Annotated in this window: 20 protein-coding genes and 2 pseudogenes; 13 read left to right on the forward strand and 9 right to left on the reverse strand. The window is 73.1% G+C overall.

The features are described from left to right. Nucleotides 1–106 precede the first annotated feature (106 nt). Entirely contained in the window at nucleotides 107–766 is a 660-nt protein-coding gene (locus tag IE330_RS05205; RefSeq protein WP_190134656.1) for a class I SAM-dependent methyltransferase, read from the forward strand. Nucleotides 767–805: 39 nt separating this feature from the next. On the opposite strand, the gene IE330_RS05210 is transcribed toward IE330_RS05205, so the two are convergent. The 3 genes from IE330_RS05210 to IE330_RS05220 all read right to left on the reverse strand — a co-directional run bounded on the left by IE330_RS05210 (nucleotide 806) and on the right by IE330_RS05220 (nucleotide 2,158). Further along, a complete protein-coding gene (locus IE330_RS05210) occupies nucleotides 806–1,168 on the reverse strand; it encodes a VOC family protein (RefSeq protein WP_229925393.1) in 363 nt (120 codons plus the stop codon). Between the two features lie 387 nt (nucleotides 1,169–1,555). After that, nucleotides 1,556–1,894: a fic family toxin-antitoxin system, toxin component gene (locus IE330_RS05215; protein WP_190134694.1), complete on the reverse strand. Its 339-nt coding sequence runs from the start codon at nucleotides 1,892–1,894 to the stop codon at nucleotides 1,556–1,558. A gap of 36 nt (nucleotides 1,895–1,930) precedes the next feature. After that, the gene (locus tag IE330_RS05220) at nucleotides 1,931–2,158 is read right to left on the reverse strand and encodes an antitoxin (protein ID WP_190134657.1); all 228 of its coding nucleotides are present in this window, start codon (nucleotides 2,156–2,158) and stop codon (nucleotides 1,931–1,933) included. A gap of 166 nt (nucleotides 2,159–2,324) precedes the next feature. Here IE330_RS05220 and IE330_RS05225 point away from each other — a divergent pair, with 166 nt between their 5' ends. The 9 genes and pseudogenes from IE330_RS05225 (at nucleotide 2,325) to purB (ending at nucleotide 13,071) form a co-directional block, all read left to right on the forward strand. Next, nucleotides 2,325–3,290, forward strand: coding sequence for an ABC transporter ATP-binding protein (locus IE330_RS05225; RefSeq protein ID WP_190134658.1), 966 nt, complete (start codon nucleotides 2,325–2,327; stop codon nucleotides 3,288–3,290). A gap of 10 nt (nucleotides 3,291–3,300) precedes the next feature. Further along, nucleotides 3,301–5,868, forward strand: a complete 2,568-nt coding sequence (locus IE330_RS05230; protein ID WP_190134659.1) for an ABC transporter permease — start codon at nucleotides 3,301–3,303, stop codon at nucleotides 5,866–5,868. Nucleotides 5,869–6,096: 228 nt separating this feature from the next. Then, nucleotides 6,097–6,543: pseudogene (locus IE330_RS05235) on the forward strand (GNAT family N-acetyltransferase); the annotation flags it as partial. A gap of 302 nt (nucleotides 6,544–6,845) precedes the next feature. Beyond that, nucleotides 6,846–8,288 carry a hemolysin family protein gene (locus IE330_RS05240; RefSeq protein ID WP_190134661.1) on the forward strand — a complete coding sequence of 481 codons (1,443 nt, stop codon included), beginning with the start codon at nucleotides 6,846–6,848 and terminating at the stop codon, nucleotides 8,286–8,288. Then, nucleotides 8,285–9,298 (forward strand): hemolysin family protein, encoded by a 1,014-nt coding sequence (locus IE330_RS05245; RefSeq protein WP_190134662.1) that lies wholly within the window; start codon nucleotides 8,285–8,287, stop codon nucleotides 9,296–9,298. Before IE330_RS05240 ends, IE330_RS05245 begins: the two co-directional genes overlap by 4 nt. 109 nt (nucleotides 9,299–9,407) lie before the next feature. Further along, nucleotides 9,408–9,569: a hypothetical protein gene (locus IE330_RS05250; protein ID WP_190134663.1), complete on the forward strand. Its 162-nt coding sequence runs from the start codon at nucleotides 9,408–9,410 to the stop codon at nucleotides 9,567–9,569. Between the two features lie 133 nt (nucleotides 9,570–9,702). After that, nucleotides 9,703–10,548 carry an SGNH/GDSL hydrolase family protein gene (locus tag IE330_RS05255; protein ID WP_190134664.1) on the forward strand — a complete coding sequence of 282 codons (846 nt, stop codon included), beginning with the start codon at nucleotides 9,703–9,705 and terminating at the stop codon, nucleotides 10,546–10,548. Between the two features lie 175 nt (nucleotides 10,549–10,723). Beyond that, nucleotides 10,724–11,494, forward strand: coding sequence for an SDR family oxidoreductase (locus tag IE330_RS05260; RefSeq protein WP_190134665.1), 771 nt, complete (start codon nucleotides 10,724–10,726; stop codon nucleotides 11,492–11,494). Between the two features lie 134 nt (nucleotides 11,495–11,628). Further along, entirely contained in the window at nucleotides 11,629–13,071 is a 1,443-nt protein-coding gene (gene purB, locus IE330_RS05265; protein ID WP_190134666.1) for an adenylosuccinate lyase, read from the forward strand. Nucleotides 13,072–13,135: 64 nt separating this feature from the next. On the opposite strand, the gene IE330_RS05270 is transcribed toward purB, so the two are convergent. Continuing rightward, entirely contained in the window at nucleotides 13,136–13,837 is a 702-nt protein-coding gene (locus tag IE330_RS05270) for a DedA family protein (protein WP_190134667.1), read from the reverse strand. A gap of 177 nt (nucleotides 13,838–14,014) precedes the next feature. Here IE330_RS05270 and IE330_RS05275 point away from each other — a divergent pair, with 177 nt between their 5' ends. Continuing rightward, nucleotides 14,015–15,157, forward strand: a complete 1,143-nt coding sequence (locus IE330_RS05275) for a sensor histidine kinase (RefSeq protein ID WP_190134668.1) — start codon at nucleotides 14,015–14,017, stop codon at nucleotides 15,155–15,157. Next, entirely contained in the window at nucleotides 15,157–15,792 is a 636-nt protein-coding gene (locus IE330_RS05280; RefSeq protein WP_190134669.1) for a response regulator, read from the forward strand. The genes IE330_RS05275 and IE330_RS05280 overlap by 1 nt, the downstream gene beginning before the upstream one ends. 70 nt (nucleotides 15,793–15,862) lie before the next feature. On the opposite strand, the gene lysA is transcribed toward IE330_RS05280, so the two are convergent. Together lysA and IE330_RS05290 are read right to left on the reverse strand one after the other, a co-directional pair. Then, a complete protein-coding gene (gene lysA / locus IE330_RS05285; protein ID WP_373314571.1) occupies nucleotides 15,863–17,257 on the reverse strand; it encodes a diaminopimelate decarboxylase in 1,395 nt (464 codons plus the stop codon). Between the two features lie 17 nt (nucleotides 17,258–17,274). Continuing rightward, entirely contained in the window at nucleotides 17,275–17,730 is a 456-nt protein-coding gene (locus tag IE330_RS05290; protein WP_190134670.1) for an SAV_915 family protein, read from the reverse strand. 469 nt (nucleotides 17,731–18,199) lie between these two features. Here IE330_RS05290 and IE330_RS05295 point away from each other — a divergent pair. Then, a pseudogene (locus tag IE330_RS05295) lies at nucleotides 18,200–19,022 on the forward strand (endonuclease/exonuclease/phosphatase family protein). Between the two features lie 160 nt (nucleotides 19,023–19,182). Here IE330_RS05295 and IE330_RS05300 read toward each other — a convergent pair. The 3 genes from IE330_RS05300 to IE330_RS05310 form a co-directional block, all read right to left on the reverse strand. Then, nucleotides 19,183–19,866 carry a response regulator transcription factor gene (locus IE330_RS05300; protein ID WP_190134671.1) on the reverse strand — a complete coding sequence of 228 codons (684 nt, stop codon included), beginning with the start codon at nucleotides 19,864–19,866 and terminating at the stop codon, nucleotides 19,183–19,185. A 220-nt stretch (nucleotides 19,867–20,086) separates the two neighbouring features. Then, nucleotides 20,087–20,482, reverse strand: coding sequence for a DUF2795 domain-containing protein (locus tag IE330_RS05305; RefSeq protein WP_190134672.1), 396 nt, complete (start codon nucleotides 20,480–20,482; stop codon nucleotides 20,087–20,089). A 262-nt stretch (nucleotides 20,483–20,744) separates the two neighbouring features. After that, nucleotides 20,745–21,407, reverse strand: coding sequence for an HhH-GDP family DNA glycosylase (locus IE330_RS05310; RefSeq protein ID WP_190134673.1), 663 nt, complete (start codon nucleotides 21,405–21,407; stop codon nucleotides 20,745–20,747). Between the last annotated feature and the right edge of the window lie 61 nt (nucleotides 21,408–21,468).

The following is a 21,468-nucleotide window of genomic DNA, read 5'->3' on the forward strand; positions in this document are numbered from 1 at the left end:
AAGGGTTTCCGCCGGTCCGGCGTTCGCGGACAGGGCGCGCGGCGCCGGTTGGGCCGCCACGGGAAGGGGGAGATATCAGCCATCCACCCTCCGTGAGGAGGCCGCCGTGCCGACCGCGAAACCCGCCGTCCACCACCCTCTCTTCGCCCGCTTCTACGCCCGCGTCAGCGTCGCGTCCGAACCGGCGGTCGCCCCGCACCGCGCGGAGCTCCTGACCGGGGCCTCCGGCCGTGTCATCGAGGTCGGCGCCGGCAACGGGCTGAACTTCCCGCACTACCCCGCCACCGTCTCCGAGGTCGTCGCGATCGAACCGGAGCGGCTGCTGCGGCAGTTGGCCGTGTCGGCCGCGCTGCGCGCCGACGTACCGGTGGACGTGGTCCCGGGGGCCGCGGAGGCGCTGCCGGTCAAGAGCGAGGCCTTCGACGTGGCCGTGGCCTCGCTCGTGCTGTGCAGCGTACGCGACGTCACGCGCGCCCTCGGCGAGCTGCGGCGGGTGCTCCGGCCGGGCGGCGAGCTGCGGTTCTTCGAGCACGGCCGGGCCCCGGGCGCGGCCCACGCCCTGGCGCAGCGCGCCCTGGACCGCACGGTGTGGCCGCTGCTCTTCGGCGGCTGCCACACCGCGCGGGACCCGGTGGAGGCGCTGCGCCGGGCCGGGTTCGAGCTGGGCCCCTACCGCCGCGTCCGGGTGCCGGCGGCGGGCCCGGGCCTGCCCACGTCCCCGTGCGTGCTCGGCACGGCGCGGCGGCCGCGGGAGGACGGGGACTGAGCGGCGGCCCGGGGGCGCCTTGGGGGGCCGGGCCGGTGCTCAGATCGGCTGGACCAGGTTCACCTTGTTGCCGTCCGGATCCTTGACGTGCGCGACCCGCTGGCCCCAGGGCATGTCGTTCGGCGGGCCGAGCACGGTGCCGCCGAGTCCCTCCACGTGGCCGAGCAGGGCGTCGACGTCCGGGACCAGGACACTGAGGAGCGAGCGCTGCGGCGTGTCGAGGGGGGCCTTCTCGTCGGCCACGAGGCCCAGCTCCGAGTCCCCCACGCGCAGCGCCACGAAGAAGACGGGCCCCTCGTCCGGGACGCGGGTGGTCTGCTCGGCGCCGAGGAGCTGGGCGTAGAAGGACTGGAGCCGGACGACGTCCGGAGTGACGAGCATCGGCTGGATGGTGGCGGACATGTCCGACCTCCCGAGGTCGCGAAGGGTGCACGGTTGTGCGAGGGTGACCGCCGGGGCGCGCGGAACTCATCGGTCCACGCCGCAAGGCTCGCGCGACGCGCTCGAACGCCCGGCACGAAGACGCAGGGCGCGGAACTCACCGGTCCACGCCCCGCGGCCCGCGCGGCGCGCTCGGACGCCTGGTACGAAGACGCAGGGCACGGAACTCACCGGTCCACGCCCCGCGGCCCGCGCGGCGCGCTCGGACGCCCGGCACGAAGACGCAGAGCACAAGGAAGCCCGGTACGAACTCGCAGGCTCAGGCAGGCCAGGGAAGTGGCAGGAAAGCCGGGCGGTCAGCCCCTGTTCACCCGGCGGCGGCAGCCGTCCGGTCCGGCGCGCCGGGCGTCAGCGGCTCCACTGGCGCAGCTCCCGCGCTATGTCCCGCACGCCCGCCCCGCCCTCCTTCACCAGGTGGGCGAGGTCCCGTACCTGCTCCGGGGAGGTCAGCACCTTCACGCCGCTCGCGACGAGGTACGCGTACGCGACCGACACGGCGAAGAGCGCGTTCGAGCGCTCCAGGGCGGGCACGTGCAGCAGGACCTGGAGCAATGCGGCGGCGCGGTCGTGCGGGCCTTCGTAGACGGGGACGTCGAAGATCTCCGCCTGATGCCGGGCGACGGCCGCCACCAGGGCGCCCCAGTCGGCGACTTGGGGGTCTCCCGGAGTCTTCTGTTCGGCGACCATGAGGAGCCAGGCGAGGTCGATGCGCAGGTTCAACGGTCAGCGACGACCTTCGCGGTCCGCGCCGAACTCCTCGGCGAAGACGGACTCGTACTGCTTCATGAAGTCGGCGGCGGCCTCCACGAACGTGTGGCCCTGCCGGCCGACGTCCTGCTTGACCAGCTCCTCGATGTACCGGTTCACGCTCATGCCGCGGGCCGTGGCGCGCTCGCGCGCGGCTCGGGCGGTGTGTTCGTCCACCCGCACGTTCAGCTGCGTCTTCGCCATGTCCTCAAGCTAGCGCCGCCGCGCTAGCACCGACAAGGGGCCCCGGAGGGTGCCCCTTACATACGTCTCGTGGCCCGACCTGCGACGGATACCGGACGCTCCGCGGTGCCCCTACCCTCACAAGCCCCTCCGCGCTCCGCGGACGGTCACAACCAGGGAGGCGGCCGTGTCCACACCTGCTTCGACGCCGGGAACCGAACGCGCCGAGCCCTCGGGCACCGCCGCCCGCGCCCGCGGTCTGACCAAGGCGTACGGTGCGGGCGAGACCGCGGTGCTCGCGCTCGACGCGGTGGACGTGGACATCGCCCGGCGGCGGTTCACGGCCGTGATGGGGCCCTCCGGCTCCGGCAAGTCCACGCTGATGCACACCCTCGCCGGGCTCGACTCGGTGTCCGCGGGCCAGGTGTGGCTGGGCGACACCGAGATCACCGGGCTGAAGGAGCGCGAGCTGACGCGGCTCAGGCGGGACCGCGTGGGGTTCATGTTCCAGTCGTTCAACCTGATACCGACGCTCAGCGCCCGCGAGAACATCACCCTGCCCATGGACATCGCGGGCCGGCGCCCCGACCCCGAGTGGCTGGAACACGTCATCGACACGCTCGGGCTGCGCGACCGGCTCCGCCACCGGCCCGCGCAGTTGTCCGGCGGCCAGCAGCAGCGCGTCGCCTGTGCCCGGGCCCTGGCCGCCCGGCCGGAGCTGATCTTCGCGGACGAGCCGACCGGCAACCTCGACTCGCGGGCCGGCCTGGAAGTCCTCGGCTTCCTGCGCGAAGCCGTGGACGCGCTCGGCCAGACGGTGGTGATGGTGACGCACGACCCGGGCGCGGCCGCCCACTCCGACGTGGTGCTGTTCCTCGCCGACGGGCGGATCGTGGACGAGATGGCCGCGCCGACGGCCGAGGCGGTCCTGGAGCGCATGAAGCGCTTCGACACCTCGCAGGGCACCGCCCGCGCCACCGGGACCGCGCCCGCTGCCGCCCCCGGGAACCCGGGCCACGACTCCGTACGTACGGACCCCGGAGCGCGCGGCGCTTCCCCCGGCCCCGCACCCGGCGCCACTGCCCCACCACCCGCCCCTCCCGCCCCTGAGGCCCACGCCGCTCCCCCGGACGCCGAACCGCGCGAGGACTGAGGGGACCGCCGTGCTGAAGGCCACGCTCCGCAGCTTCCTCGCGCACAAGGGGAGGCTCGCCCTCTCCGCGCTCGCCGTGATCCTCTCGGTGGCGTTCGTCGCGGGCAGCCTGATCTTCTCCGACACCGTCAACCGCACCTTCGACCGGCTCTTCGCGTCCACCTCCGCCGACGTCGCGGTGTCGCCCAAGGACGACGGCCTCGACGAGAGCCTGCCGACCGGGCGCACCCCGACGCTGCCCGCGCGCGTCGCGCGGCAGGTGGCGAAGGTCGACGGCGTCGCCGCCACGTACGTCGACGTGTCCGTGGAGAACGTCACCGTCGTCGACGGCGACAACGAACCGGTCGGCCCGACGACCGGCGCCCCCACGGTCGCCGTGAACTGGTACAAGAGCGAGCGCAGCCCCGTCGAGCTGACGTCGGGGCACGCCCCGCGCGGCCCCGGCCAGGCGCTGATCGACGCGGACACGGCCGACAAGCGGGACGTGGGGATCGGCGACACCCTGCGCGTGCTCGCCGCGCCCGGCTCCTTCGAGGTGAAGGTCGTCGGCATCGCCACGTTCCGCACCACCAACCCCGGTGCCGCGCTCGTCTTCCTGGACACGCGGGTCGCGCAGACCGCGCTGCTCGGTGACGAGGACGCGGCGACGAGCATCGCGGTGGACGCGGCGACCGGCGTCAGCGACGCGGAGCTCAAGCGGCGCATCGCCGCCGAGCTCGGTCCGGCGTACGAGTTGAAGACGGCCGACGAACAGGCCGAGTCCGCCGCGGCCGAGCTCGGCGGGTTCCTGGACGTCGTCAAGTACGTCATGCTCGGCTTCGCCGGGGTCGCCGTGCTCGTCGGCGTCTTCCTGATCGTCAACACCTTCTCCATGCTCATCGCGCAGCGCACCCGTGAACTGGGGCTGCTGCGTGCGCTCGGCGCCGACCGCCGGCAGGTGCGCCGCTCCGTGCTCATCGAGGCCGTGCTGCTCGGCGTGGTCGGCGCGACGCTCGGGCTCGGCGCGGGCATCGGCCTCGCCGCCGCGCTGATCGAGCTGATGGGCCTGCTGGGCATGAACCTGAAGTCCACGGAGATGGTCATCGGCTGGCCCACGCCCGTCGTCTCGTACGCCGTCGGGGTCGGCGTCACTTTCGTCGCGGCCTATCTGCCGGCGCGCCGGGCCGCGCGGGTCTCGCCGATGGCGGCGCTGGCGGACGCCGAGATCGCCGGGGTGGGGCGGCCGCTGCGGCTGCGGGCGGTCGTCGGCGCGGTCGTCGGGGCGGCCGGTGTCCTCGCGCTCGTGGGCTGCGCGACGGCGGACAGGACGGCCACCTCGGCCTCGCTGCTCGGCCTCGGCGTGGTGCTCACGCTCGTCGCCACCGTCGTCGCGGGCCCGCTGCTCGTCCGCCCCGTCATCCGTGTCCTTGGCGGTGCCTTCCCCGCCGTCTTCGGCTCCGTGGGCCGGATGAGCCAGCGCAACGCGCTGCGCAACCCGCGCCGCACGGGCGCCACGGCGGCCGCCCTCATGGTGGGACTCGCCCTGGTCGGCGGCCTGTCGGTGGCGAGCGCCTCGATGACCAAGTCGTTCGACGAGCAGATCGACAAGACGCTGGGCGCCGACTTCGTGGTGCAGAGCGGCAGTTGGCTGCCGTTCCCGGCGGAGGTCACCGCCGCGGTGCGGGACACCGAGGGCGCGGACACGGTCGTACGCAACCGTTTCACGCCCCTGGAGCTGCGGATGCCGGACGGCAGGACCGTGAAGTCGACGGCCGCGGGCTACGAGAAGGACCTCGACGAGGTCGTCAACGTGACCTACGCCGAGGGGGACACCGCACGGGCGCTGGCCGCCGGGCACATCGCCATGGACCAGGACTTCGCCGAGGACCACGGCGTACGCGTCGGCACCGTGCTGCCCGTGCGGTTCCCGAAGGGGCGCGCGGCGGAGCTGACGGTCGGCGCCCTCACCGACCAGGACACCGCGGAGGGCCCCGGCATGAGCGGCGGCCTCTTCATGGGGCTCGGCACGCTGGAGAAGTACGTGCCCGACGGCCAGGACACCGCCGTGTACGTCAACGCGGCCGAGGGCACCGGCGCCGGGACGCTGCGCGACCGGCTCGACGCCGCACTCGACCCGTACCCGCAGGTCCAGGTCCGCGACCAGGCCGACTACAAGGAGCTGATCCGCGAACAGATCGCCGTGATGCTGTACCTCGTGTACGCGCTGCTCGGCCTCGCGATCATCATCGCCGTGCTCGGCGTGGTCAACACCCTGGCCCTGTCGGTCGTCGAGCGCACCCGGGAGATCGGGCTGCTGCGCGCGATCGGGCTCGCCCGGCGGCAACTGCGGCGCATGATCCGGCTGGAGTCGGTGGTCATCGCGGTGTTCGGCGCGGTGCTCGGGATCGCGCTGGGGCTGGTGTGGGGGGTGTCGACGCAGCAGGTCCTGGCGTTGCAGGGGCTGAAGGCGTTCGCGGTGCCGTGGTCGACGGTCGTGGCCGTGGTGGTCGGCTCGGTGGTGGTGGGCATCGTGGCGGCGCTGCTGCCGGCGCTGCGGGCCTCGCGCATGAACGTCCTGGAGGCGATCGCGCACGAGTAGTGAGGTGGGGCGGGGGTGGGCCTCCTGGGATCGGCGCGTGGGGGTGTGCCTCGCCTCGGGGCGTGCCTGGCCCCGGCGTTCACGTCGTGCCCGCCGCGCCGGAGTGGCGTACCGCGTGCATACGCCGTGCGCGTACGGGTACCGGCGTGCGCATGAGGGCATGGCGGCGGCGGGCGCGGGACGACGTGGGGCTGTCCGGATCGTGGAAACACGGGTGGCGGGAGGAGGCGCGGTGATGAGATGCGGGGCATGAACGACCCACGCATACGCCCCGCCTCGGCCGACGACCTGGACGCGGTGCTCGCCTTCTGGAAGGTGGCCGCGGAAGGCACCAGCATCAGCGACGACCGTACGGGGGTGGAGCGGCTCGTGGCGCGCGACCCCGAGGCCCTGCTGCTCGCCGAGTGCGACGGCGACCTCGTGGGCACGGTGATCGCGGGCTTCGACGGCTGGCGCTGCCATCTGTACCGGCTCGCCGTCCACCCGGACCGGCGGCGGCGCGGCATCGGCTCGGCGCTGCTCACCGCGGCGGAGGAGCGGTTCGCCGCGCTCGGCGGGCGCCGCGCCGACGCGATGGTGCTGGACCGCAACGAGCGGGCCCACCACACCTGGCACGCCGCCGGGTACGCGCCCGAGCCGCAGTGGAGCCGCTGGGTGAAGCCGCTCCCCGAGTAGAGCCGATTCCCGCGTGGAGCCACTTCCCGAGTGGAGCCACTTCCCGAGTGGAGCTACTTCCTGAGTAGAGCCGCTGCCTGAGTAGAGCCGCTGCCTGAGTAGAGCGTCGCACCGGTGAGCACGGAAGGTGACGTCGACCACAGAACGTGACGCTCCGCTACTGCTTTGCCGATCCTTTACCATAGAAGAACCTCTGTCACCCCCAACGAAAGGTGTGAGCGTCCGCCCATGGGCGAGCCTCCCAGTACCCGACATCGCGCATTCACCACGCCCCTGACCGATCATGGGACGGAGGTGACCCGATGACCGAAGTGCTCCTTCTCCTGGTGGCGGTACTGCTGTCGCTCGCGTGCGGCCTCTTCGTCGCGGCGGAGTTCTCGCTCACGACCGTCGAACGCAGCGAACTGGAGCGTGCGGTCGACCGCGGCGAGAGCGGCGCCACGAGCGCGCTCAAGGCGGTCAAGAACCTCACGTTCCAGCTCTCCGGCGCGCAGCTCGGCATCACCGTGACCGGCCTGGTCGTCGGCATGCTGGCCAAACCGGCGATCGGCGACCTCATCGAGGGCCCGCTCGCCGCCGTCGGCGTCCCCGACGGGGCCGCGTCGAGCGTCGCCCTCGTGATCGGCACGGCGCTCTCCACCGTCTTCCTCATGGTCGTCGGCGAGCTGGTGCCCAAGAACTGGGCGATCTCCTCGCCGCTGCCCATCGCCAAGCGCGTCGCGACCTTCCAGCGGGTCTTCAGCGCCGCTTTCCGCCCCTTCATCACGCACCTGAACAACACCGCGAACCGCGCCGTACGCCGTATGGGCCTGGAGCCCGCCGAGGAGCTGGCCTCCGCGCGCGGCCCCAAGGAGCTCGCGGCCCTCGCCCGGCACTCCGCGAAGGAGGGCGCCCTGGAGGCCGAGGCCGCCGAGCGGTTCATGCGTACGCTGAACCTCGCCGACCTCACCGCCGAGAACGTGATGACGCCGCGCGTCCAGGTCATGGCCCTGGAGGCCCAGGCCACCTGCCAGGACGTCGCGAACGCGACCCGCGCGAGCGGCCTGTCCCGCTTCCCCGTCTACCAGGGCTCGCTCGACCGGGTCGTCGGCGTCGTCCACATCAAGGACGTCATCGCGCTGCCCGCCGAGCGCAGGCCCCGCGTACCCGTCAGGGAACTCATGCGCGAGCCGCTGCTCGTACCGGAGTCCCTGACCGTCGACCGGCTCCTCGACCGGCTCTCCGGCAAGCGCACCATGGCCGTCGTCATCGACGAGTACGGCGGCACGGCCGGGGTCGCGACGCTGGAGGACATCGTCGAGGAGGTCGTCGGCGAGGTGCACGACGAGCACGACCCGCACGAGACGCCCGACCTGGCCGCCGCCGGCACCGACGCCGACGGCCGGACGCTGTACTCGGCGGACGGCGCCGCCCGCACCGACGAACTGGCCCGCGTGGGCCTGCGCGCGCCCGACGGCCCGTACGAGACGCTCGCCGGGCTCGTCGCGACCGAGCTGGGCCGCATCCCCGCCGTCGGCGACCACGTCGAGGTCGGCGGCTGGCACCTGGAGGTCGTGGACGCCAGCGGCCGCCGCGCCGCGCGCGTGCTGATGCACGCGCCGCCCCCCGAGAACGACGGCGACGGCGACGGCGACGGGTATGGGCACAGGCACGGGGACGACGCCAGTGATGACGACAGGTCCCGGAAGGCCGCCGGGCGCGGCCTGAAGGCCGGACACGACGGGAAGGGGGCGGAGGGCCGATGACCGCCGTCCAGCTACTGATCGGCCTGGCGACGCTCGTCGTCAACGCCTTCTTCGTGGGCGCCGAGTTCGCGCTGATCTCCGTACGCCGCAGCCAGATCGAGCCCTACGCCGAGGAGGGCGACCGGCGCGCCAAGAGCGTGCTGTGGGGTCTGCAGCACGTCTCCGCGCTGATGGCGGCGGCGCAGCTCGGCATCACCCTGTGCACCCTGGTGCTCGGTGTCGTCGCCGAACCCGCGATCGCGCACCTCCTTGAGCCGCTGTTCGACGCGGTGGGCGTACCGCACGGACTGATCCACCCCATCTCGTTCGTCATCGCGCTGGCCGTGGCGACGTACCTGCACATGCTGCTGGGCGAGATGATCCCGAAGAACGTCGCGCTCGCCGAGCCGGTGCGCAGCGCGCTGCTCCTCGGCCCGCCGCTGGTGACGCTGGCCCGCGCGGTGCGCCCGCTGGTCTTCACGATCAACGCGTTCGCCAACGGCATCCTGAAGCTGCTGCGCGTCGAGACGAAGGACGAGGTCGCGGCCACCTTCTCGGACGCCGAGCTGGCTCGCATGGTGCAGGACTCCAGCGAGGCTGGGCTCATCGACGACCGCGCGCAGGAACGGCTGCACGACGCCCTTGAGCTGGGCCGCCGCCCGGTGCGGGACGTGGTGCTGCCCCTGGAGCGGGTGGTGTACGCCCGCGTCGGCGTCACCCCCGAGCAGTTGGAACGCCTGTCCGCCGAGTCCGGCTTCTCGCGCTTCCCCGTCGTGGACGAGGGCCGGCGCATCGTCGGCTATCTGCACGTGAAGGACGCTCTGGAGGTGACGCCGCGCGACCTGCCGTTCCGGGTGGCGGACATGCGGCAGATCGCGCGGGTCCGCGAGACGACGCCGCTGGACGGCGTGCTCTCCGCCATGCGGGGCAGCCGCACGCACGTGGCAGCCGTCCTCGGCGCCGACGGCCGCCTGGCCGGGATGGTCACCATGGAGGACGTGCTGCGGGAGCTGTTCGGGCAGCCGGTGTGAGGACGCACGGGCCGGCCGCGTGAGAGGCCCTGACCGCGGCGTGTGTGGGGCTCGGCCGCGCTTCCGTCACAGGACGGGGGCGCGGCCGTCGCCGTTCGGGGGCTCGGTGGTGGGGCCGGGGTCCGGGACGGGTTCCGCGCCGCTGCCGCTGTCACTGCTGCTGCCGCTGCTGTCGCTGCCACTGCCGCCGTCGCTGTCGCTGCCGCTGTCGCCGCTGCCGCTGCTGCTGCCGCCGCCACTGCTGCCGTCGCTGCCACTGCCGCTGCCGTGAGGGCCCGGGGTTCCACGGCTGGGGGTGCCGGGGCCCGAGGTGCCAGGGCTGGAGTGCCGGGCCCGGGGTGTGGGAAAGGTGCCGGCGGCCCCCCGGTCGTCGGTCGGCGGGGCGCGTTACCATCGATGCCGCCATGGAGATCAATGCCAAGTACACGAGCCTCGTCGCGGTCGGCGACTCCTTCACGGAGGGCATGTCCGACCTGCTGCCGGACGGCAGCTACCGCGGCTGGGCGGACATCCTGGCCGAGCGCCTCGCCGCCCGCACCCCCGGCTTCCGGTACGCCAACCTGGCCGTGCGCGGCAAGCTCATCGGGCAGATCGTCGAGGAGCAGGTCGGCATGGCCGCCGCGCTCGGCGCCGACGTGATCACCTTGGTGGGCGGCCTGAACGACACGCTGCGGCCCAAGTGCGACATGGGCCGCGTACGCGCCCTGCTCGAACAGGCCGTGGAGACCCTCGCCCCGTCCTGCAAGCAGCTCGTCCTGATGCGCAGCCCGGGCCGCCAAGGCCCCGTCCTGGAACGCTTCCGCCCGCGCATGGAGCAACTGTTCTCGTACGTCGACGACCTCGCGGACCGCCACGGCGCGGTCGTCGTCGACCTGTACGGGGCGGCGTCCCTCGGCGACCAGCGACTCTGGGACGTGGACCGGCTGCACCTGACGGCGGAGGGGCACCGCAGGGTCGCCGAGGCGGTGTGGCAGACGCTCGGCCACGCCGCAGAGGAGGACTGGCGGACCCCGCTGCCCCTCGGTGTCCGGCCCGCCTGGGCATCACGGCGCGTCGCCGACGTGCGCTTCGCCCGGCAGCACCTGGGCCCTTGGATCGGCCGCCGCCTCACCGGCCGCTCCTCCGGCGACGGCCGGACGGGCGCCCACGTGGACCCGACCACGGGCCGCGCCTTCTGGGTCACGCCGACCGACCACACGAAACCCGGCCCGGTCCAGGACTGGCAGCGCGTGGAGCCGGGCCCGGCCTGAGCCCGCGCCCGCCGTCCGTTCCGCCCGCCCGCCCGACAACCGCGGGGAGGGGGAAGGTCCCACCGGACGATCGGCCGAGGGGAAGGTCCGCCGGAATAGCCGCGAGGAGAGGGCAGTTGGCGACAAGGCAGTAGTGATCAACTTGCCTCGACGCCCCCACGCCAAGGAACGCCCCATGACCACTCCACCTCCCGTTCCCGGCCCCACCCCCTCCGTCGGAACCGCTGCGCACGGTTTGCGCGACCGCACCGTCGTCCTGATCGGCGGCGCCTCCGGCATCGGGCTGCGCGTCGCCCACCAGGCGGTGGCGGGCGGGGCCCGGGTGGTGCTCGGCGGACGGTCCGCAGAACGTCTCGCCACGGCGGCCCGGTCCCTGGGCGACGCGGCGACCTGGCGCACGGTGGACGTCACCGACCGCCCGTCCCTCGCCGCCTTCTTCGAGCCTTTGGAACGCGTCGACCACCTCCTCACCACAGCGGGCACCTACCAGGTCGGCCCCATGCTGGAGCTGAGCGACGAAGACGCCGAGAGCCCCTTCGTGTCCAAGTTCTGGGGCCAGTACCACGCCGTGCGGCTCGCCGCGCCCAAGCTCGCGGCCGACGGCTCCGTGGTCCTGATGTCCGGCGCCGCCGGCGCCCGCCCTCCGGGCCCCGCCCCGGCCTACGCCGCCTGCAACGCCGCCCTCGAAGGCCTCGGCCGCGGCCTCGCCGTCGAACTCGCCCCCGTCCGCGTCAACGTCGTCTCCCCCGGCACCGTCGACGGCAACCTCTGGCAGGGCCGCCCCGCCGAAGCCCGCGAACAAGCCTTCGCCCAGTACCGCCGCGACACCCTCCTGCACCGCCTGGCCACCGAGGACGAAATCGCCCACGCCATCCTGTACCTCTTCGGCAACGGCTACACGACGGGCTCGACTGTGTATCCGGACGGCGGCTACACCTTGCGCTGACCGCTGCCTAAGGTGCGGCCCCTCGGGTGGGCCCCCCTCCCCCTCCCCCCTCCCCTCCTCCCCGCCCCCTCGTAGGTTCAGACGAACCCAGCCATGGCGCTGGCCTGCAGAAACCGCCAGTAGAATGGCCGACTGTGACTGCTGCGCCTGCTAAGCCCCGTATCCCGAACGTCCTCGCCGGGCGTTACGCTTCCACCGAGCTCGCCACGCTCTGGTCGCCCGAGCAGAAGGTCAAGCTGGAGCGTCGGCTCTGGCTCGCTGTGCTGCGGGCGCAGAAGGACCTCGGCATCGAGGTGCCGGACACGGCGCTCGCCGACTACGAGCGTGTCCTCGACCAGGTCGACCTCGCCTCCATCGCCGAGCGCGAGAAGGTCACGCGCCACGACGTGAAGGCCCGGATCGAGGAGTTCAACGCTCTCGCCGGTCACGAGCACGTCCACAAGGGCATGACCTCCCGCGACCTGACGGAGAACGTGGAGCAGCTCCAGATCCGGCTCTCCCTGGAGCTGGTGCGCGACCGCACCGTGGCGGTGCTCGCGCGGCTCGGCCGTCTCTCGGGTGAGTACGCCGAGCTGGTCATGGCGGGCCGCTCCCACAACGTCGCCGCGCAGGCGACCACCCTCGGCAAGCGCTTCGCCACCACCGCCGACGAGCTGCTCGTCGCCTACCGGCGCCTGGAGGATCTCCTCTCCCGCTATCCGCTGCGCGGCATCAAGGGCCCCGTCGGCACCGCGCAGGACATGCTCGACCTCCTTGGCGGCGATGCCGGCAAGCTCGCCGACCTCGAGCGCCGCATCGCCACACACCTGGGCTTCGACCGCGCCTTCACCTCCGTCGGCCAGGTCTACCCGCGCTCTCTCGACTACGAGGTCGTCACCGCCCTCGTGCAGCTCGCCGCCGCGCCGTCGTCCCTGGCGAAGACGGTCCGTCTGATGGCCGGGCACGAGCTGGTCACCGAGGGCTTCAAGCCCGGCCAGGTCGGCTCGTCCGCCATGCCGCACAAGATGAACACCCGGTCGTGCGAGCGCGTCAACGGCCTGACGGTCATCCTGCGCGGCTACGCCTCCATGACCGCCGAACTCGCGGGCGACCAGTGGAACGAGGGCGACGTGTCCTGCTCCGTCGTCCGCCGCGTGGCCCTGCCCGACGCCTTCTTCGCGCTGGACGGACTGCTCGAGACGTTCCTGACGGTGCTCGACGAGTTCGGCGCGTTCCCCGCCGTCGTCGCCCGTGAGCTGGACCGCTATCTGCCGTTCCTGGCGACCACCAAGGTGCTGATGGCGTCGGTGCGGGCGGGCGTGGGCCGCGAGGAGGCGCACGAGGCGATCAAGGAGAACGCCGTCGCCGCCGCTCTCGCGATGCGTGAGCAGGGCGTCGAGCGGAACGAGCTCCTCGACAAGCTGGCCGCGGACTCCCGTATCCCGCTGGACCGGGGGCAGCTCGATGAGCTGATGGCCGACAAGCTGTCGTTCACCGGCGCGGCCGGCGACCAGGTCGCCGCGGTTGTCGCCCAGATCGAAGCGGTGCTCAAGGAGCGTCCCGAGGCCGCCGCGTACACGCCTGGCGCGATCCTCTGAGGCGTGACGCCGCGCGTGTCGCGTGGCGTCGGTCGGCGGGCCGTGGTGCGCGCGCCCGGCACGGTCAGCTCCGTGCCCGGTGCGTGCCGCGGCCCGCTGTGCGTATGCGCACCACGACGAAGACCAGGACGACGAGGGCCACCACGACGAGCACGGCCTTGGAGTAGAGACCGACCAGGTCCGTGACCTCGTGCCAGCGGCTGCCGAGGGCATGGCCGACGAGCACGAACACGCCGTTCCAAATCAGGCTGCCCGCAGTGGTCAGGCCGAGGAAGACGGGGAGCGGCATGCGCTCGATGCCCGCCGGTATCGAGATCATGCTGCGGAAGATCGGCACCATGCGGCCGAAGAACACGGCTTTGGTGCCGTGACGGGTGAACCACGCCTCTGTCTTCTCTATGTCGGACGTCTTCACCAGTGGCAGCCGGGCGGCTATGGCGATGGTGCGGTCGCGGCCGAGGAGGGCCCCGATCGCGTAGAGCGCGAGGGCTCCCACGACGGAACCGGCCGTGGTCCACAGCAGGGCCGCGAGCAGGCTGAACTTGCCCTGGCTCGCGGCGAACCCGGCGAGCGGCAGGATCACTTCACTGGGCAGGGGCGGGAAGAGGTTCTCCAGTGCCACGGCCGCGCCCGCGCCCGCCGCGCCCAGGGAGTCCATGAGGTCGGCGGCCCAGCCCGCGATACCGCCCGCGGGGGCTTCGGAGGAGCCTGCGGCGTGGGTGGTGGTCAGGTGCGCGGCGAGTGCGCGCTCGGCAATGAGGATCATGCATACGACGGTACGAAGGTGCAGGCCACGGCGGTATGAAGGATGCCGCAGACTTCCCTGTGGGCGGCCGCAGTGGAGCCCTGCGGGGCGCCGTAGCCGAGGTCTGCGGTGGCCCGCAGTGAGCTGTGCGGTTTTCCGCAGTCCGCCGTGACCGCCGCTCGGCTAGCGTGATCAAGCATGCGAAGCTTTCTCAGTCGCCGGCTGCGCGTCGCCGTGGGCGTGCTGCTCGGACTCCTCAGCGCCGTCGCCGAGTTGCTGCTCACTCTGGCGTCGGGCCTCTGGCTGCTCCTGACGCTCGGGCGGTCGGGCGCGGGGCGCGGCGAGCGGGGGCTGCTGGCCCGGGTCGCCCGTGCGTGGGCGGAGGGGCAGCGGTGCCGGATGGCCCGATGGTACGGCGCGGAGATAGCCCCGCCGACGAAGGGCGCGTCCGCGCTCGCTTTCGTGGCCACGCGCTGGCCGGTGGGGCTGCTCGGGGGAATGGTCCTGTTCTGCGCCCTGGTCGGTGGTGCTTATGCCTCGTTGCTGCTGTGGGGCTGGGTCGCGGTCGACCTGAGCAGATGGGTGGTGACCATGGGGCTTTCCGGTTTCGGCGGACTGTTCCTGCTGTTCCTGTCCGCGCAGGGCCTGCGGGCGGTGGCATTGATGGACGAGCGGCTGGCCCGGCACTTCCTGGGTCCGAGCGTCCGCCAGCGGATGCAGCTCCGCATCGGGGAGCTGGCGGAGAGCCGGGCCGGGGTCGTGGAGGCCGTGCACGACGAGCGGCGTCGCATCGAGCGGGACCTGCACGACGGGGTGCAGCAGCGCCTGGTCGCCCTGGGCATGCTCCTCGGTCGGGCGCGGCGGACGCCGGACCCGGAGAAGTCGGCGGCGCTGCTGCGGCAGGCGCACGAGGAGAGTCAGCAGGCACTGGTGGAGCTGCGGGAGGTGGCGTGGCGTGTGTATCCGGCGGCGCTGGACGAGGGCGGGCTGGCCGCCGCTCTGGAGACGGTCGCGGAGCGGTCCGCGATACCGGTGCGGCTGGACTGCGAGCTGCGGGTCGCGCCGCCGCAGGCGGCCCAGGCGGTCGCGTACTTCGTCGCCGCCGAGGCGGTGACGAACGCGGTGAAGCACTCGGGGGCGAGTCTGGTCACGGTGCACGCGCAGGACGACGAGGGGGTGTTGCGGCTGCGGGTGGAGGACGACGGCCGGGGCGGTGCCGATCCGGGAGGCGGTGGCCTGCTGGGGCTGACACGTCGAGTCGCCGCGTTGGACGGTAGGTTCAGTGTGGCCAGTCCGGCCGGAGGTCCCACTGTGATTACCGCGGAGTTGCCGTGCGTGTGATGCTCGCTGACGACTCGACGTTGCTGCGTGAGGGGTTGGCGCGGCTGCTCGCTGACGAGGGGCACGAGGTGACGGCGTCCGTGGGGGACGCGCGGGCGCTGCTGGACGCGATCGCGGCGGATCCGCCGGACGCTGCGGTGGTCGATGTCCGGATGCCGCCCACCCACACCGACGAGGGGTTGCGTGCGGCTCTGGAGATCCGCCGCTCGTGGCCGGATACGGGGGTTCTGGTGTTGTCGCAGTACGTGGAGCGGCGGTATGCGACGGATTTGCTGACGACGGCCACCGAGGGTGTCGGCTACCTCCTGAAGGACCGGGTGGTGCAGGTCGACGAGTTCTTGGACGCGCTCGAACGGGTGGGGGCGGGCCGTACCGCCTTCGACCCGGAGGTCGTACGCCAGTTGCTGACATTCAGCAGTCATGCCGATCCGCTGTCGCGGTTGACGGACCGGGAGCGTGAGGTGCTCGGCAAGATGGCGCAGGGGCATACGAACGCGGCGATCGCGGAGCAGTTGCACGTGTCGCAGAGTGCCGTGGAGAAGTATGTGAACGCGATCTTCGACAAGTTGGAGCTGACGGCTGCGACCGGGTACAGCCGTCGGGTTCTGGCGATCCTGCGGTTCCTCGGGTCGTGAGAGGGTGTCGGGGGCCATGGGGAGGGGCCGTCCGGGGACGACAGGGCAGCGGCGGCCCGTCCCGTGGGCGTCAGAGTCCGACGTCTCGGCTGCGGAAGTCCTCCAGGGACTCGCGGCGCACCAGGAGTCGTGCGTGGCCGTTCTGGACGGCGATGACCGGTGGGCGGCCGACGAGGTTGTAGCCGGAGGCCATCGACAGGTGGTAGGCGCCGGCCACGGGTACGGCCAAGAGGTCGCCGGGGCGGGTGTCGCCCGGCAGGTCGATGTCGGCGGCGAGTACGTCACCGGCTTCGCAGTGCCGCCCGACGACGGTCATGGTGGCGGGGGCGGCCGTCGAGTGGCGTCCGATGAGGCGCGGCAGGTAGCGCACCCCGTAGAGGGCGGGCCGGGGGTTGTCGCTCATGCCGCCGTCGACGGCGACGAAGGTACGGTCCCCGGTGCGTTTCACGGACAGGACGCGGTAGAGGGCGAGACCGGCGGGTCCGGCGATGGCGCGGCCGGGTTCAACGAGCAGGCGGGGCACGGGGAGGCCGGCGGCCGCGCAGCTCTCGGTCAGTTCGGCGCGGACCTTGCGGGCGAGGGAGGTGATGTCGAGGGCGTCCTCGCCGGGGCGGTAGGCGATGCCGTGGCCGCCGCCGAGGTCCAGTTCGGGCAGGGTGACGCCGTGGTGGTCCTTGATGCGTGCCATGAGCCCGACGAGGCGCCGTACGGCGCACAGGTAGGGCTTCTCCGTGGTGATCTGGGAGCCGAGGTGGCAGTGGAGGCCGACGAGCTCCAGGCCGGGCTGGTCGAAAATGCGGGCGATGGCGTGCTGGGCGGAGCCGTCGGTGATGGACAGGCCGAACTTCTGGTCCTCGGTGCCGGTGCGGATCTTGCTGTGGCCGCCCGCGGCGATGCCCGGCACGACCCGTACGAGGACCTTCTGGCGGCTGCCGCGGGGCACGGCCGCGGCGAGGCGGGCGATCTCGGAGGCACTGTCGATGACGATGCGGCCGACGCCGAGGCGCAGCGCCGTGTGCAGGTCCTGGGGGCTCTTGGCGTTGCCGTGCAGGAGGATGCGGTCGGCGGGGAAGCCGGTGGTGACGGCGAGTTCGAGTTCGCCGGCGGAGCACACGTCGAGGCCGAGGCCCTCCTGGGCGACCCAGTGGGCCATGGCGCGGCACAGGAACGCCTTGGCCGCGTACAGCACGTCGGTGTCGGGGAAGGCATGGAGGTAGGTGCGGCAGCGGTCGCGGACGTCGTCCTCGTCCAAGAGGTAGGCCGGGGTGCCGAAGCGGTCGGCTATCTCGGTGAGGGCGACGCCGCCGACGGAGAGGTCGCCGTGGGGAAGGCGCCTGGTGGTGTGCGGCCAGACGGTCAGGTCGTCGGCGGTGTCCAGGGGGGCGTCGGGCGTGGTGTGCGTGCGGGCGGTCGGCGGGTCGGCCAGGGGCATGGCGGGTTCCTCGTGGGGCCTCGTCGTCTTCATGTGGTCACCTCGCCGTTTCAGCCGAGCCGGGTGGTCGGTGCGCCGGCCAGGGCGGTGGCTCCCGTGGGGCGCAGGGCTGCCACAGGCTGCGGGTCCCGTTCCCGCCAGGGTGTGGTGCGACGGGGTGCCCCAGCGGGTACGGGGGCGGGAGTGGCGGCGGGGGCCGAGGGCTGCGGGGTGGTCAGCGCGGCGTCGGTGAGACGTGGGTCGACAGTGACGAGGGCGACGCCCAGGGGTTCGGCGAGGGCTCGCAGCGCGGGTTCGGAGAGACGGATCCAGGGCTGGCGGGAGCCGAGCGTGGTCGTCAGGCGCTGGGCCGAGGTGAAGGCGACGGCGGTACGACCGCCGAGCGGGGTGCGGAACAGGCGGGCGACGCAGCCCGCGGGTCCCGGCCGGACGGGGACGAACAGGGGTCCGGCCGGGCCGCGTTCGGCGGGCTCGGGGTCTTCGCCGCACACCAGTTGCCGAGTCATGGGGTTCCTCCTTGAGCGGCCTCGGTCGAGGCCCTCGTAAGTCGTGGGGCGCCACGGGCTCAGTGGTGGCGAGGGCGCCTGGGGCCCGGTGGCGGGCACCGGGCACATGGTGACGTTATGCCCGGCACGGTGTGCCAACCGACCACCCATGACGCTCCGTTGACGGGGAACGGGCGCACGCTGACACTCTGCTGACGCATCCGCCGGTCCACGGGCCCGGAACGAGTGAACCCGCCGTGCGAGCGGCGCGCGCGAAGGGGCGCGAAGGGCCGTGTGCACGTGGGTTGGTGTGGTTGCTGTGGTCGATGCAGTCGGTGTGGTCGATGCCCTGGACTTCAGTGGTCGGCGGGGTCGGCGGGGTCGGTGGCGGACAAGGCGACAAAGAGGTGAGGAGACAAGGGAACCAGGGGGCAACTAGGCAAGGGGACAGAGAGACAAAAGGGCGAGAGGGACAAGGGGGGAGGGCGCGGTGCGGGTGTTGACGTGGAACGCTGTGGTGGCGGTTCGGGCCGTGGGAGCGGCGGCGCGCGGCGTTGCTCACGGTGTTGCGGGAGCTGCGGCCCGACGTCGTGGGCCTTCAGGAGGTGTGGGAACGGGACGGTGAGAACCTCGCGCGGTGGCTTGCGGAAGCGCTGGGCCTGCACTGGACGTGGGAGCCGTCCCGTGCGCCCGGGGAGTGGCAGCGGCGGGCCGGTGAGCCGGGGACGGGCTTCGGCAACGCCGTGCTCAGTCGCTGGCCGGTCGTGGAGCGCGCGGTGGCGCAGTTGCCCGCGCCGGACGGGCCGGATGACGGGCGGGCGGCGCTGTTCACGCGGCTGGCCGCGCCGGGAGGGGACGTACCGTTTTTCACGACGCACCTGACCTCGCCGCCGTACGCGTCGGCGGTGCGGTGCGCACAGGTTGCCGCGCTCGTGGAGTTCGTCGCGAAGCGGGGCGGGGGCACACCGTTCCCGCCGGTGGTGACGGGTGACTTCAACGCGTTTCCGGACTCCGACGAGATACGGCTGCTCGGCGGGTACCGCACGGCGCCCGCCGTGCCCGGCCACGTCCTGATCGACGCCTGGGAGTACGCGGAGCCGGGTGCGCCCTCGGCGACCTGGGACATGGCGAACCCGAATGTGGCGGCCTCCTTCGGGCCGAGCGTGCGGATTGACTACGTGCACGTGGGGTTGCCGGGCCCCGGCGGTCTGGGGCGGGTGCTCGCGGTGCGGCGTGCGGGGGACGGGCCGGTGGGCGGCGTGTGGCCGTCGGACCACGCGGCGGTGGTGGTCGACCTGGCGGACAACGCCTGAAGCGGTCCCGCCGCGCCCGCGCCCGCCGCCGTAGCCCCACCATCCGCCGTAGCCGCGGCCGCGGCCGTGGTCATGCCCTCCACCACACCCACCCGCACTCCCTGCGCCACCCGCCCCCCTCCTCCTTCCTCCCTTCCCTCTCGCCTCCCCCCGGGGACCCTCACTCCTCGAACCGGTACCCCATGCCAGGTGCGGTGATGAGGTGCCGTGGGTGGGACGGGTCGGGTTCGAGTTTGCGGCGGAGCTGGGCCATGTAGACGCGGAGGTAGTTGGTGCGGGTGCGGTGCGTGGGGCCCCATACCTCGCCGAGGAGTTGTTGCTGGCTGACCAGGCGGCCACGGTGGCGGACGAGGACCTCCAGGAGGTGCCACTCGGTCGGCGTGAGGCGTACGGGGCGCCCCGCGCGCTGGGCCTTCTTGGCGGGCAGGTCGAGGGTGAAGCCCGGCGTCTCGATGATCGCGGGCTGCTCGTCGCCGTCCGTGGGCCGGGTTCTGCGGGCCGCGGCGCGCAGCCGGGCGAGGAGCTCGTCCATGCTGAAGGGCTTCGGGATGTAGTCGTCGGCGCCCGCGTCGAGCGCCGCGACCTTCTCGTCGGAGGCCTGGCGGGCGGACACGACGAGGATCGGCGCGCGGCTGAACCCGCGTAACCAGCCGATCAGGTCGAGGCCGTCCATGTCGGGCAGCCCGAGATCGAGGAGCACCACGTCCGGGGGCCGTGCCGAGGCCAGCCGCCGGGCCGTGGCCCCGTCGACCGCCGCGTCCACCGCGTACGTGCGCGCCTTGAGGTTGATCTCCAGAGCCCGTACGAGCTGTGGGTCGTCCTCGACCACCAGCACCCGGGTCATCGGTGTGCCGCCTCCTGACAGTGCGGGCGGGCCAGGCCCACGGCCGACGTCGGCGGAGGCGGAACGGGCCCACGGATCCAGTGCGTTCCCGTGCAGCCAAGCGTCCGCCCGCCTGTCCGTCGGCGCTCTTGACAGCTCTCATACGGCGGTGCGCGGGGAGTTGACACAACCCTTACGTGCCGGGGGCGGCAGGGGGCCGGGCCCGTGGCGCCGGGCGTGCTCACGCGGCGCCGAGCTCCCGGACGATCTCCTGGGCGTTGGCGTAGCGGCGGTCCGCGGGGAGCCGGGTCGCGAGGTCCACGAGCCGGTCCGGTGCGTGGTTGTCGCGGAGGCTGCGTACCAGTTCGTCGCGGTGGGCGGGGTAGACGCGGCGGTTCAGGTGGCGGGCGAGTTCGCCGCGGAGTTCCACTTCCCTGGGGGTCATGCCGGGCGGTGTCGAGCCCGGGCGGGGCGGTGCGGGAATCGGGTCGGCCTCGGGCCGGTCCTCGCTGGACGGCTCCAGCTCCAGTTCCTCGTGTGTCCGTGTCTCGTGGCCGCTCAGGAGGTGGCCGCGCATCTCCTTCTTCAGCTCGTCGTCCCGCAGGGCTCCGGTCTTGTTCTGGCCCCGGTCGCTCATCCTCGCTCCTCGTCGGCTCTGCGGTAATCGTTCCGGCGGTCGCGTATCCCAGCAGCCCCGGGCCAAACCACACCGGGCCGCATCGGCATCTGCATCACCGTGCGTCACGCTGTGCCCCGGGGTTGCCGCGCGTCCCACCACGAGCGCCCACCGCTGAGCGCCCCACCGCCGCCCCACCCTGCCCTGGCACCCCGTCCTGCCGCCCTGCCCCAATCCCGCTCTGCCCCAATCCCGCCCCGCCGCCGCGCGCACCACGTCCCCGTCAGGCGCTCGCCCGCTCCCGTACGCTCTCCGCCACCGCCTTGTCCAGGGCCACGCGGACCAGCGCCGCCGCGAAGGCCGCGTACCGGTCGTCCGGGACCAGCCGCGCCAGGTCCGGCGGGTCCTCGGGCAGGCCGAGCCGGTGTGCTCCGCGCAGGGCCTTGGCGTCGAAGTACGGGGTGATCCGCCAGACGTCCTGGGCCTCGCGCAGGTAGATGTCGGCGCCGGTCGGCCCGATGCCGGGCACCTGCCGCAGCAGACGGCTCAGCTCCGCGGTGTCGTCGCCGGCGCGTTCGCGCAGCCGCCGCAGGTCGCCGCCGTACTCGCGCAGGACGAGCAGCGCGCCGTCGCCGAGCTGGGTGGACGTACGCTCGTCGTAGCGGCGGTAACCGCCCCGGCCCAGGGCGTCCACGCGCTGCTGCCACGACGCCTCGGCCATGCGCCGCGCGTCGCGCATCCCGGCGGCGAAGAGCTCCTTGGCCGCCGCGACGGCCGTGGCGCCGCGGATGCGGGCGCTGAGCAGGTCGGTCAGGACGAGGAGCTGGTACAGCGGCTGGGGCGTGTCGCGCAGCCGGATCCCGGCCTCCTCGGCGTACGTGACCCCGTGCGCGTCGAGCAGGGTGCGCGCCACCCGTGCGGGGTCTGGGCTCCGTCGCCCGGTCATGGCCGGCCTCCTCGGACGGGTCGCGGACCTCTGCGGCCGCCGCGGCCACTGCGGCCACTGC

This window comes from Streptomyces longispororuber, assembly GCF_014656095.1.
Lineage (GTDB): Bacteria > Actinomycetota > Actinomycetes > Streptomycetales > Streptomycetaceae > Streptomyces > Streptomyces longispororuber.